The sequence below is a fragment of the Silvimonas amylolytica genome, from assembly GCF_014645555.1.
Taxonomy (GTDB): Bacteria; Pseudomonadota; Gammaproteobacteria; order Burkholderiales; family Chitinibacteraceae; genus Silvimonas; species Silvimonas amylolytica.
Map to the genome: position 1 here is coordinate 80,987 of NZ_BMLY01000010.1, position 12,757 is coordinate 93,743.

General features: G+C 58.2%; 9 protein-coding genes. 1 reads left to right on the plus strand and 8 read right to left on the minus strand.

Features of this window, described 5'->3' with window-relative positions:
• Window positions 1-15 precede the first annotated feature (15 nt).
• Both IEX44_RS19975 and IEX44_RS19980 read right to left on the minus strand, forming a co-directional pair.
• Window positions 16-2,277 (minus strand): carbohydrate binding family 9 domain-containing protein, encoded by a 2,262-nt coding sequence (locus IEX44_RS19975; RefSeq protein WP_188698409.1) that lies wholly within the window; start codon window positions 2,275-2,277, stop codon window positions 16-18.
• A gap of 132 nt (window positions 2,278-2,409) precedes the next feature.
• Window positions 2,410-4,449 (minus strand): M3 family metallopeptidase, encoded by a 2,040-nt coding sequence (locus IEX44_RS19980; protein WP_188698411.1) that lies wholly within the window; start codon window positions 4,447-4,449, stop codon window positions 2,410-2,412.
• Between the two features lie 716 nt (window positions 4,450-5,165).
• Here IEX44_RS19980 and pta point away from each other — a divergent pair.
• Window positions 5,166-7,223 carry a phosphate acetyltransferase gene (gene pta, locus IEX44_RS19985; RefSeq protein WP_188698414.1) on the plus strand — a complete coding sequence of 686 codons (2,058 nt, stop codon included), beginning with the start codon at window positions 5,166-5,168 and terminating at the stop codon, window positions 7,221-7,223.
• Window positions 7,224-7,285: 62 nt separating this feature from the next.
• Here pta and pncB read toward each other — a convergent pair whose 3' ends face one another.
• The 6 genes from pncB to IEX44_RS20015 form a co-directional block, all read right to left on the minus strand.
• On the minus strand, window positions 7,286-8,512 hold the full coding sequence (gene pncB / locus IEX44_RS19990; RefSeq protein WP_188698417.1) for a nicotinate phosphoribosyltransferase: 1,227 nt from the start codon (window positions 8,510-8,512) through the stop codon (window positions 7,286-7,288).
• Between the two features lie 68 nt (window positions 8,513-8,580).
• The gene (locus IEX44_RS19995) at window positions 8,581-9,396 is read right to left on the minus strand and encodes a cysteine hydrolase family protein (RefSeq protein WP_229679355.1); all 816 of its coding nucleotides are present in this window, start codon (window positions 9,394-9,396) and stop codon (window positions 8,581-8,583) included.
• A gap of 126 nt (window positions 9,397-9,522) precedes the next feature.
• Complete coding sequence (locus IEX44_RS20000) at window positions 9,523-10,620, minus strand: calcium:cation antiporter (RefSeq protein WP_229679357.1); 1,098 nt, start codon at window positions 10,618-10,620, stop codon at window positions 9,523-9,525.
• 139 nt (window positions 10,621-10,759) lie between these two features.
• Complete coding sequence (locus tag IEX44_RS20005; protein ID WP_188698420.1) at window positions 10,760-10,972, minus strand: hypothetical protein; 213 nt, start codon at window positions 10,970-10,972, stop codon at window positions 10,760-10,762.
• Between the two features lie 38 nt (window positions 10,973-11,010).
• Window positions 11,011-12,303, minus strand: a complete 1,293-nt coding sequence (locus IEX44_RS20010; protein WP_188698423.1) for an aspartate carbamoyltransferase — start codon at window positions 12,301-12,303, stop codon at window positions 11,011-11,013.
• Window positions 12,304-12,472: 169 nt separating this feature from the next.
• The coding region (locus tag IEX44_RS20015) for a DNA translocase FtsK (protein ID WP_308423817.1) at window positions 12,473-12,757 on the minus strand (285 nt) is incomplete at its 5' end.

A 12,757-nucleotide genomic window follows, 5' to 3' on the forward strand; every position in this document is an offset into this window, starting at 1 on the left:
TCACTAGCCCGAGATCTAGATCTCGAACTGGAACTTGGTAAACACCTCTGCATCTCGCGTGGTCAGGCTGCCGGTCTGGATGTCCTGGCTCCATGTGGCGCCCAGATACCAGACTTTCAGTGCAGACCAGCGATGTGCGTAGGTCAGTGAGATCGAATCGCTCTGGTAAAACGACGGCGCGACGTCAGTCGGTAACGCAGCGCTGCGGCGAGTCGTCTCGCGCTGCAAAATCGCACGGGCAGAATCCTGGCCGGTGAAATGCAATACGGCCAGCAATTGCATGGCGGTATCTCGCAGTGTGGTATCGCCATCTGGCCCGCGCAACACGGTTTGTTCGAATCGCGGTTCGATCTCTAACCGGTCCAGCGCACGGAAACGTGCGTCAACCAGTGTATACAGGCCCGGACTGACGCGATCGTTCTCGATATCCACCTGATCACCCAGAATGGTTTTCGCTTCCAGAAACGGAAACCATGATGCCGGATTGGACTGCACATCCATCAACACCTGATTGAAACGATGCAGTTCTCCGCCAGCTTTGACACGCTGGGCCATGGCCGGGTGGTATTCCAGGTTGATCGACGTATTGTGCGGGCCGTACACGGTGAAGCCCGGATCAACCAGTCGCTGTACCGTACTGCCGTCATCGGTCGTCACCGACTGTTGGTACATCAGATAATTGTCGATCTCACTCCAGTCACCACCCAGACGGTTTTTCTGCACCAGTTGCGCGGTCAGTTGCCGGTAACCGGCCTGGCCGAAAAAGCCGGTGTCGTCGCGGAATTGATCGGAGACCTGCTGATACGTCAACGAGGGCTCCCAATCTGGCGTTTTGCGAATCCAGTCCACCAGTACATCCGAGCCACCTTGTGCAGTGCCTTTGTGCAACAGGCCATCGTCACCGGCCAGTGCAGAGGTACTCGATAGCAACCACTGCCCGCGCACCCGGTCGCCCTCGGTTGAACGCCAGACCACATCCGGGCCGATCACCGCGTTGTCGCCCAGCCCGCCTGCATAATTGCGCGCAGTGAACAAACCTCCAATCGAGAGGTTGTCCAGATATGTACGAGCGCGGCCGAAGGCCACATCCGACTCGGGTTGGTCGACCTCGTCCGTGGTGAACGCATGGGGAATCAGCACCTGGCTGCCGCCGGTATCCCGTGCTGCCATGATGGTGGCTTCGGTATTATCGTCGCGGCGGGTGGCACGCAGACCCCAATCCGGCTGCGTGATGGAACGCGTATACAGAGCGTGCGGACCATTGCCACCTTGCTCATTCATCAGCGAGGGCGATTCCAGAATATCGCTGCTTTCCAGAAAGAACGGGCGTTTTTCCTGCAACTGCAAGGCAAACTGCGCGTTGCTGGTCAGTTGCGGTACATCCAGTTCGATCTGTGAAAAGTCTGGCTTGAGCGTGGCATCGACCACCCACGCGGCATTGGGCTGCCATTTCAGATCAACGCCTGCATCCAGATGCTGGGACTGTCGCGCTGGCTGACCCGCAATGCTGTCCCGATCCGCGCGCAGGGTCACCTGCGGCCGCACACTCACGCTGTTGTTGGGCGGCGCGGCTTGCAGGTCGTCCAGCGGGGTCATCAACTCAAGCATGTTCGTTGCCGTTTGCATCAGCGGCACGCTCATGAACAGATAAGTCTGATCTCGCGGATAGCTGCGCATGATCTGGAACTGCCAGCTCTTTTTTGCGTTATCAGTAAACCGCAGTTCCGTGAACGGAATACGGATGACTGCCGAATAGCCATCCTTGAGCCGCGCGGCTTTGGCATCAACCTCAAAATCGGGCGAGAAATCTGCGTTATCGGTGTCGGCGCTATAGGTGCCGTCAGAGATCACGCCGCTGGGGTTGACCCGTACAAACATGGCCGATTTACCCGCGCCGATCGGGTCCAGATACACCGCGACGAAATCCTGGTTGGTCTTTACGTTGTCACGGCGAACCAGCGGCGCGCGAATGTTTTCCGGGTGCGGGTCATACGCGCGAATGCCGAAATACACCGCCTTGGCGTCGTATAGCACGCGTACGGTCGTACGGACGGGCGCGACTTTGCCGTCAACGGGTTGGTACTCCCAGAATTGATCGTATTCGGTGGCCGATTGCCAGAGCGCGTCATCCAGCGTGCCGTCGAACACCACTTTGGTGTTATCCGGAATATGTCGCGCAGCACAGGTGTTATTGGCCGTTGCAGGCATAGCCAGGCCAAACGAGGCCAGAGCCAGCACAGCACAGGCTGGCCAGCGATAAAGCGCATTGGGAAACATGATGCGGTTCTTCTTCTTTTTGTTTTCGGTTTTTCTAGTTGTTTTGTGTGTTCCGGCCGCGGGCAGGCTGTCACGCGGATGCACCTCACCGCACCGGCCGCGAACGGCCGGTGGGTGGGACACCCTGTGCAATCAGGCTTCGATCAGGCCGCGTTTGCGCAGCATGGGCGCGGCCACCGGTTCTTTCCCGCGGAAAGTGCGGAACGCCAGTTTTTGCTCGCGGCTATTGCCCGCGCTGTAGACGTAGCGGTAAAGCTTGTCCGCCAGGGCCGGATCAAACGGATTGCCCGCCTCTTCAAATGCATCGAAGGCTTCGGCTTCCAGTACTTCCGCCCACATGTAGACGTAGTAACCGGCCGCGTACCATTCATCCGAGAACAGATGACGGAAGTGGGCCAGGCGGTGGTTCATGCCTGCTTCTGGCGGCACGCCCAGACGGGCGCGTTCGGTGGCTTCAAAGGTAGCGATGTCGACACCGGCCGGGTCTGTCTCTTGGTGCAGCGCCATGTCGATCAGCGTGCAAGAGGTGTAACGGACGGTCTCAAAGCCCTGGTTAAACGTGGCGGCTGCACGGATGCGTTTCACCAGTTCGGCCGGGATCACTGCGCCCGTCTGATGGTGACGTGCATGCTTTTCCAGCACTTCCGGCACCAGAGCCCAGTTCTCCAGCAACTGCGACGGCAGTTCCACGTAGTCTTGCGGGACGTTGGTACCAGCCAGACGGTTGTAGGTCACGTTGGACAGCAGACCATGCAGGCCGTGGCCGAACTCGTGGAACAGCGTGCGTACGTCGTCAAACGACAACAGTGTCGGGCCGTTGCTGGCCTTGGCAAAGTTGTTGTTGTTCACCACGATTGGCAATTTGGTGGCGCCATTGCGCGACTGACCACGATAGATGTGCATCCAGGCGCCACCGCGTTTGCTGGCGCGGGCGAAGTTATCGGACAGGAACACCCCCATCACTTCGCCATCACGGCTTACTTCGAACAGGCGCACGTCCGGGTGATAAAGCGATACATCGTGGCGCTCGGCGAAGCTCAGGCCAAACAAACGGCCGGCGCAATCAAACGCGGCACCCAGCATGGCATCCAGGCTGAAATAAGGCTTGATCTCGGCGTCGTCCAGATCATATTTGTCAGCACGGACTTTCTCAGACAGATAAAACCAGTCCCAGGCTTGTATGTGGTCCGGCTCGCCCAGTTTGCGGGCAATCGCAATCAGGTCTGTTTTTTCTGCTTCGCAACGGCGTTTGGCTGGCTCCCACACTTGTTGCAGCAGGTTGTATACGGCCTCGGGCGTGCCGGCCATGCGATCTGCCAGCGCGAAATCGGCAAAATTCTTGTAACCCAGCAAGATGGCCTTTTCATAACGCAAAGCCAGAATTTCCTGGGCTTGCGGGCCAGTTTCACGTCCTGGGGTTTCGCCACGGCTGACCCAGGCTTTCCACGCGGTTTCTCGCAAGTCACGGCGGGTGGAATAACTCAGGAACGGGACTACGAGGGAGCGCGACAGGGTGATGACATAGCCATCAAGGCCGCGTTCACGCGCGGCACCCTGGGCGGCATCGCGCAAAAAGTCCGGCAAACCGGCCAGGTCTTTTTCTGAAACCAGGACGAGGCGGAACTCGGCTTCATCGGCCAGCACGTTCTGGCTGAACTGGGCAGAGAGTTCTGCAATACGACTGGCGATCTCGGCAAAACGGGTGCGGTCGGCACCTGCCAGCTTGGCGCCAGTGCGGACAAAATCGGTATGCAAGCGATCAAGCAGACGGCGTTCTTCTTCAGTCAGTTCCAGTTGCTGGCGTTGCTGGTACAGCGTATCCAGCCGGGCGAAAAAGCCTTCATGCATCCCCACGCGACTGGTATGGGCAGCCAGTTTTGGGGCCATGTCCAACTCAACCGCCTGCAATTGGGCGGTGGACTCCGACAAGGTGAGGTTCTCGAACAAGAGTTGCACGCGAGTCAGACGCGCGCCTGCAGCATCAAATGCTGCGGCGGTGTTGGCAAAATCAGGAGCTGCCGAGTTGGCGGCAATGGCGTCGATTTCCGCCAGGTGTTCGGCGAAAAGGCTTTCAAATGCGGGCGCAAAGTGCTCAGCGCGGACAAGATCAAAGGGCGGCAACTGATGCGGGGTGGCCCAGTCTTGCAGCAGCGGGTTGCTGTGGGTAGTCATGTTTTCTGGCCTTTTGGGCTGTTCTAAAGCGGCAATAGCTTGGGTTAGCTGAGCACTTTGCCAGCATTGTTTGAGATGGGTCAAAGCCAGGGAGCGTCCAGTCATGCTCTGCGCTACACCCCAGCGATGTGGGCACCACAAAGGTGCCGGTTCTTTGCATTTATGGCTGGTAATGCGCGCAATAACAGTGACTTGCCGGCAAGGATTGCGGCTTTGAGTATGCTGCCTGCAAGAGGCCAGGACATCTGCATGATCGGGAAGAGAGCAGTCATGAATCCGGCGGAGCTTAGCGGACAAGGTGGGAAAGAACGCGGTCATCCGTTAAAGCGAGGGGCGCTCGATGTCCCGCCATTATCCAGGCGTTTCTTTTGGACACCATTTGCAGGAATGGGGCGAGGACTGGCGGCCTGGCCTGAGGGTAACGGCCCGTACCGGGATTGATGTTGCATTGCAACAGCTGCGCTGACCATGCCACAAAAATGTCAAACAACTATTCACGGCGGGGTCTTGGGTTCATTTGCCTTTTCCCAAAGCAAGTTGAATCCGAACAAGGCATGATCTTGCTCAATTAGCGGCATGGCCGACGTCTCGGTACGTCATCCAAAAGACCGGGTAATGACGTATAAACTATACCAACGGCATTAAGTGGATGATGGTGATTCCATGTCCCCTGGCCGAAACCAACCGCACTGCGCGGTGAGCACAGGAACTCCAATATGCAGACATTCTTGATTGCGCCAACGCGGCAAAACGTGGGGCTGACATCGGTGTCGCTGGGCGTCGTGCGCGCCTTGCAACACCAAGGTTTGAAGGTCGGTTTTGTCAAACCGGTGGGGCAGGATCATGGCGATATTGAGCGCTCCACCCATTTCGCCAGCACCATTTGCCACATCAACAGCCCCACGCCGCTTTCCACCGCACAGGTCGTGGCCCGGGTCGTGGCCGGTCAGAATGATGAACTGCTGGAAGACGTGGTCAGCCTGTGCATGACTGCCGCGCAAGGCGTGGATGTACTGGTGATTGAAGGCCTGCACATTGATGCCAGCAACCCGATTACCGCGCGCCTGAATGATGAGATTGCCCGCAGCATGCAGGCTGAGATCATTCTCGTCTCCAATGCTTCAGTGCCTGGCGCTGCCGCAGAAGCCCGGGTGACCGGCCGCCAGTTGCAAAACGAAGGGCGCCGTGTTGCGGGCGTGATCTTCAACAAGGCCCCGGCCAGTTTTGATTCAGCTTCGGCGCAGTACGAACTGGACGGGATCGCGCTATGGGGCGTGATCAAATACGACGCCGGTCTGATGGCACCGCGCACGCTGGACGTGGCGCGGCACCTGAATGCAGAGATTCTGATCGAGGGCGAACTGGCGACCCGGCGCGTTCAGGAAACCGTGATCGCTGCCCGCTCGGTGCCCGAAGTAGTTGAGCGGATGAAGCCCGGTGCATTGATTGTCAGCGCGGGTGATCGTGACGACGTGATGCTGGCGACAGCGCTGGCTGCCAGCAGTGGTATCCAGCTGGCTGGCTTGTTGTTAACGCATACCAGCGCGCCGGACCCACGGATTCAGGCTCTGGCGACTATGGCGCTCAAGAGTGGTATTCCGGTCTTGCGTACAGACACCGACAGCTACGGCACCGCAGAACGCATTAGCCGCGTGCCGCCAGCTGTGGCCGCAGATGACACCGAGCGCATGAATCTGGTGCTCGATGCAGTGGCTGATCAACTGGGTACGGTGCATTTGATGAATGCCGTGAAGGTCGCGCCGTCTACGCGTATGTCGCCGCCTGCCTTCCGTTATCAATTGATCCAGAAGGCGCGCGCACACAAAAAACGCATTGTTCTGCCAGAGGGCGAAGAACCGCGCACCATCAAGGCCGCTGTGGTGTGTGAAGAAAAAGGCATTGCCCACTGTGTATTGCTGGGCAAGCGCGCCACCATTGAGGCCGTTGCCGCCGCGCAAGGCGTGCAATTGCCGGCCAGTTTGCAGATTCTGGATCCGGAAGAAATCCGCCAGGAATACGTTGCGCCAATGGTTGAACTCAGAAAGAGCAAGGGCCTGACCGATATTCAGGCGCTGGAGCAACTGGGTGATTCGGTTGTGCTGGGCACCATGATGCTGGCCGTGAACAAGGTCGACGGTCTGGTCTCTGGTGCGATCCACACTACCGCCAGTACCGTGCGACCTGCGCTGCAACTGATCAAGACTGCGCCTGGCTCATCGATTGTCTCGTCTGTGTTTTTCATGTTGATGCCTGATCAAGTGCTGGTTTACGGCGATTGCGCTATCAACCCGAACCCGACGGCAATTCAACTGGCGGAAATTGCCAAGCAAAGTGCGGATAGTGCGTTGGCATTCGGGATTGATCCCAAAGTGGCGATGATCAGCTACAGCACGGGTAAGTCCGGTGCTGGTGTAGATGTGGATAAAGTGCGCGAAGCCACTGAACTGGCACACGAGAAACATCCGGAACTGCTGCTGGATGGCCCGCTGCAATACGATGCGGCCTCTACTGCCGACGTCGCCGCGCAAAAAGCGCCCGGCAGCAAGGTCGCCGGCCAGGCCACGGTGTTTGTGTTCCCTGATCTGAACACCGGCAACACCACCTACAAAGCCGTCCAGCGCAGCGCACACGTGGTCAGCGTAGGCCCGATGCTGCAAGGCCTGCGCAAACCGGTGAACGACCTCTCGCGTGGTGCGCTGGTGGACGATATCGTGTTTACCATTGCGCTGACGGCGATTCAGGCGCAGCAAATGGCGGGGCAAACTGCCGCATAAAGTGCAGCGAGCCCAGAAACAGAAAAGCCGGCGCATGCCGGCTTTTTTGTGAGTGCGAGTGCTTAGTGGGGCAAGACCAGTTCCCGGTTGGGAATATCAAACACATCGCACAGATAGTTGAGGAAATTGACGTCCTCACACATTCCTTTACCTGGGCTATCGCTGACTTTGGCCACATATTGCCCGTTACATCGCGTGAGCTTGATGACGATCTGCAGCGGTTCGATGCCGCAATCATTGGTCAGATTGGTGCCAATACCGAAGGACGGTTTGGTGCGTTCGCCAAAGTGGCGGTACAGCGCAATGGCACGTTCCAGATCAAGGCCGTCGCTGAACACCAATTGCTTGGTGGAAGGATCAATCCGCATTTTCTCGTAATGGGCGATCGCTTTTTCGCCCCAGGTGAACGGGTCGCCCGAATCATGGCGCAGGCCGTCAAACAGCTTGCAGAAATACAGGTCAAAGTCACGCAGGAAAGCATCCATGCCGACCACGTCGGTCAATGCGATCCCCAAGTCACCGCGATATTCCCGCACCCAGTGTTCCAGCGCGTTTTTCTGGAAGTCCCGCAGCCGGCTGCCAAAACACTGAAAAGCCTGCATGTATTCATGGGCCATGGTGCCGATCGGCGTCAGGCCCTGGCGCATGGCCAGCAGGATATTGCTGGTGCCGCGCATAAACGGTTTTGCATCACGCGCGAGCGTGGCGACGACTTCTTCTTGCCAATCGCGGCTAAAACGGCGGCGCGTGCCAAAGTCAAAAAAGATGAAGTTGGAACGTTCCTGCGGTTCTTTGGCGAACTCGCGCAAGAGATCAACTTTGGCCGCCAGTCGCTTGCGGCCTTCCATCAGTGCGGCGCTCTGGTCGAAGTGACGGAAATACACCTCGTTGACGATGGACAGCGCGTAGATCTCGAACAACATGCAGTGCAGCATGGGTCCACATACGCGAATGTCCAGATTGCCAGGGACTGTGGTTGATTCTTCGACGGAAATGAATTTGCGCTGTAACTGGAACAAACGCAGAAAATCAATAAAGTCGCCCCGCATGAATCGCAAACCACCCAGGTAAGCCAGTTCTTCCTCTGAGAACCGCAAGGTGCACAGGTGATCAAGCTGGGCGTCGATTTCCGCCTTAAGGGTGGCCAGCGGGTAGGCGGGCTTGTTGCGGCAGCGGAATGTGTATTCCGCTTGTGTCTCAGGCTGATGGTGCAGGATTTCCTGCATCATGGTGAACTTGTAAAGATCGGTGTCCAGCAGGGATTCAATCACCGGGTTGGCGACGGTCATGCAGTGCTCCTGGCGCGTGCAGCGCCGGCAAAAATCAGAACAACGGGTTGGATCATGATGGGTCTGGTTCAGGCAAACAATGTGTCACTGGTGGCGGTGCGCATTCCCCGCGCCGTGAGTTCCTGCACAAAGGCTTTGCCTGCTTCTTCAAAACCGCTGACAGCACTGCAGCAATCAGTCAGTAATAGCAGCTTGTGGACCTGCGCGTCACCCAGTTGATCGGCCAGATCACGCACGGTGCCGGCCACGCAGTGGGATAACGCTTCGCCTGCAATAACGATGGTATCGGCCGTTTTCAGTTGGGCAATCCAGTCCTGGTCAGGCAGGGTGTGTGGATCCGCCGGATCAGGGACTTCGGCCTGAATGGCTGAATAATGCTCGGTTGCCGCGTTCAGGCCTTTGATTTGGTAGTGCACCGGGCGGATTTGCTGGCGTGACCATTGGTTGAGTGCATCAAACAGACCGGCATGCACGTTATGGCCCCAACTGCCGATCAGGCAATGTTCCGGCCAGACCAGTAACTGGTAATGGCCACGGCGCGCCAGCTCCTGCACGTAATGCAGGCTGGCGGCTTGTTGTTCCGTATCACGCGCTTGCCATTTCCCTGCCGCTACATCTGCCTCTGCGATGATGGTGAACGGTGGGGGCATCTGGCCGCTTTCGTCGCGCCACCATGCCGGGTGGGCAATGTCGATGGGCCGGTGGCTATCCAGTGTGACGTGAATCGCATCGAACTGGCTGCCATGGCGGGCCACCAGGTCGGCTACGCGCTGCATGTCGGCATTGGCGCCGGGCACGGGCAGGGCAGCGCCCGGGATGTCGCAAAAATCATTCTGCGGATCAATCAGCAGCAAATGCATTGCTGCTTTGGCCAAGGCAGTCATGGCCGGCTCCTGATGGCTGGATCGGGTTTGCAAGGATCACACTATACGTGGTTCTGGTCCGCGCCTGACACAGGTGGGGGCGAAGCCAGACTTATTCACCTGGCATCGCCTCTGTGGCCGTCGGTGTTACATACCCAATGCCGCCAGCATCAGGAAGGTGGCAAACAGCACAAAGTGCGTCAGCCCCTCAATGGCGTTGGTTTCGCCATCATGCAAGTTGATCGCTGCGGCCAGCAGGGTCAGCAGCATCATCACCGTTTGCGTCGGGGACAACGCCATATAAATTGGTTCGCCACGCAACAGCGCCAGACCTTCAATCACCGGCACGGTCAGAATCACGGTAGAGAGCGAAGCGCCCAGCGCAATGTTCACGACGCCCTGCATGCGGTTGGCCAGTGCAGAGCGCAGTGCGGTCAGGATTTCCGGGCTGGCGCTGATCACCGCGACAATCAGGGCTGCGGTGATGGGTGGGACACCGGTGCCAGCCAGGCCGACATCCAGCGTTTTTGACATGACCTCCGCCAGCGCACCAATCAGCACGATGCCGGCGACCAGCAAGCTTGCAGACGCCCGTACGTCGCCGTGCGCTTCTTCCCCATCTTCTTCGTGCTGCTGTTCGGTGCCATGTCGACGTGAACCGTATTTGTAGCTGAAAAAGTAACTGTGTTTGCCGGTTTGCAGGCGCAGGAACATGCCATACATCAACACCATGACGACGATGGTGAAGATGGAGTACACCTGCCATTTACCTTGCGGAATGAACTCTGGCACGACCATGGAAATCCCCATGGCGGTCAGGATCATCACCAGGTAGGTATTGCCGGAGTCCACGTTGTAGGGTTGCTCACCATGCTTGAGGCCACCCAGAATGGCCGCCAGACCCAGAATGCCGTTGATGTCCAGCATGACCGCCGAGTACACCGTGTCACGCATCAACGTAGGCGCCGGAGCGTGACTGGTCATGATGGCCAGAATGACGACTTCCACCAGGACGGCTGAAAGCGTCAGGATCATGGTGCCGTAGGGTTCGCCAAACTTTTCGGCCAGCACCTCGGCGTGATGCGCCACGCGCAGGGAGGCCAGCAAAATGGCGATGATGATCAGCACGGATGCAATCAGCGCCGCGCTCTGCCCGCCTGCGAGTGCCACATGTTCAAACACATAGGCGGTCACGGTGGCCAGCACCGCGATCAGTAGAAAGGATTCCTGCTTCAGAAGTCTCATGATGGATGTAATGTGCGCTGCGGTTGTGTTGTTGTTTGTGCTCGCAGTGTAGAGCAATGCAACCGTGGGTGGCGTGCCCCAAAAAACAAAAAAGCCGGCGTCTGGGACACCGGCTTTTTGCTGCTCAGCGAATGGGCAATCAGGCGCGCACGACAAACATGCCCACGCACAACGCAAGCCCGATCAGATACAAGAGCCACGTTTGCGAAATGAAATACGGATAGATCATCAGCGCAATGCCCACGACGATCGGCACACGCAGACCGCGCTTCTTGCCGTAACGCAGGGCGGTAAAGCCAACAATGCTGAAAAACACGCTGGCAAACAGATTGGCTGGAGTAGGAAGCTGCATGTCGGTTCCGTCAGTATCGGGTTCAGATGCTGATTGCATCACTCCATCGTGTAAAACGCAGCATCATCCGGCCCAACGTGCTGCGGCGCCCGCCAGGTGACATCACGCATGTTGCGCTGGATCTGGTTTTCCACGCCCAACAGCGTCGCAAAAATAGCCATGCGTACCGGAATACCATTGTCGGTCTGACGGAAGATGGCCAGGCGCGGGTCGTGGTTCAGGTCAGTCGACAGGTCATTGGCGCCTTCGCGACTGTCGCGCGGCAGCGGATGCATGATGATGGTGTCGGCTTTGCAGTACGCGTTGACCACAGCGGCGGTGATCTGGAAGTCTGACGTATAGCCTTCCAGTTCTTCGCCCACAAAGCGCTCTTTCTGGATACGCGTGGCGTAGACCACATCCGCACCCCGGAGGCCTTCCTGCAGAGAATTGCTGACCTCCACCACATGGCCATTACGGCTCGCGTGCTCGATCAGATACGCCGGCATTTCCAGCGACGGTGGCGAGATCAGCGTGAACTTCATGCCACGGTACAAGGCCAGCAGCTTGATCAGCGAATGCACGGTGCGACCGTATTTCAGATCGCCAACCATGGCAACGTGCGCGCCATCGACGAGTTTGCCAAGGCGTGAGAACTCCGTCTCGATGGTGTACAGATCCAGCAGTGCCTGGCTGGGGTGTTCGCCGGGGCCATCACCCCCGTTGATGACGGGGATATTGGTCGCGCGGGCAAACTCTGCGACAGAGCCTTTTTCCGGATGGCGTACGACCACAGCATCTGCATAACCGGCAATGACGCGGCTGGTATCGTAAATCGACTCACCTTTTGCCATGGACGAGAAAGAAAAGCCGGTGGTGTCGCACACGCTGCCGCCCAAGCGGCAGAACGCGGCGCCGAAGCTCACACGGGTCCGCGTGCTGGCTTCAAAGAACAGGTTGGCCAGGACCGCACCTTCCAGTACGCGGCACACTTTCTGCCGGCGTGCGATGGGTTGCATGATGTCGGCCACGCGCAAAAGCTCCCCCACCGATTCGCGGGTGAATTGATCTACAGACAGCAATTGCGGGCGACCATTGGCTGAAATACGGTCACGCAGCCCGGTTTGCACTACGCTCTGCGTATATCCGGCTGGGGCGTCACGTTGCAAAATCTCTGTGACAAATCGCTCGACCATTTCCGGCATGGGGCGGAATTCGGAGGATTCATCCGGCAACAGCCAGGTGTCCAGTGCACGACGGCTGCAGGCGAAACGATCAGCAAAACCGTCACGAGTAAGGTTGAGTTTGCGCATAGCGTCGCGCAGGAAAACTTGCTGGCTCATGGTGGACATGGGGGGATCTCCAGATATACGCGGTGCGTATATTAGTGAGTGCCCGTGCGATTGTCTATCGTCGTCTCACGATGAGGGGATGAACGACAGGGCAATGGCGTGCGTCGCCCCACAAAGATAAAAAGCGCCAGGTTTCCCCGGCGCTTTTTGTCTGGCCAACCACAGAAGGTCACTCCCCGGTGGCTGGCGCCAGTACCGTCCGGTTGCCATTGCTTTCCATGGCGCTCACCAGGCCTGCGTTTTCCATCTGCTCAATCAGGCGGGCTGCCCGGTTGTAGCCAATGCGCAGTTGCCGCTGGACGGAGGAGATGGAGGCACGACGGCTTTTGAGCACGAATGAGACGGCTTCGTCGTACAGCGGGTCGCTTTCCTCGCCCCCCGCTTCGGCCCACGATGCACCGCTGCTGCCAGCCGCCGCTTCAGCGTCCAGCCCGCCGTTCAGAATGCCTTCCAC

Bases quoted from the DNA above. Each gene is read 5' to 3' on its own strand.
- IEX44_RS20005 (WP_188698420.1), bottom strand. From the start codon at position 10,972: ATGCAGCTTCCTACTCCAGCCAATCTGTTTGCCAGCGTGTTTTTCAGC.
- pta (WP_188698414.1), top strand. From the start codon at position 5,166: ATGCAGACATTCTTGATTGCGCCAACGCGGCAAAACGTGGGGCTGACA.
- IEX44_RS20010 (WP_188698423.1), bottom strand. From the start codon at position 12,303: ATGTCCACCATGAGCCAGCAAGTTTTCCTGCGCGACGCTATGCGCAAA.
- IEX44_RS19980 (WP_188698411.1), bottom strand. From the start codon at position 4,449: ATGACTACCCACAGCAACCCGCTGCTGCAAGACTGGGCCACCCCGCAT.
- IEX44_RS20000 (WP_229679357.1), bottom strand. From the start codon at position 10,620: ATGAGACTTCTGAAGCAGGAATCCTTTCTACTGATCGCGGTGCTGGCC.
- pncB (WP_188698417.1), bottom strand. From the start codon at position 8,512: ATGACCGTCGCCAACCCGGTGATTGAATCCCTGCTGGACACCGATCTT.
- IEX44_RS19975 (WP_188698409.1), bottom strand. From the start codon at position 2,277: ATGTTTCCCAATGCGCTTTATCGCTGGCCAGCCTGTGCTGTGCTGGCT.
- IEX44_RS19995 (WP_229679355.1), bottom strand. From the start codon at position 9,396: ATGACTGCCTTGGCCAAAGCAGCAATGCATTTGCTGCTGATTGATCCG.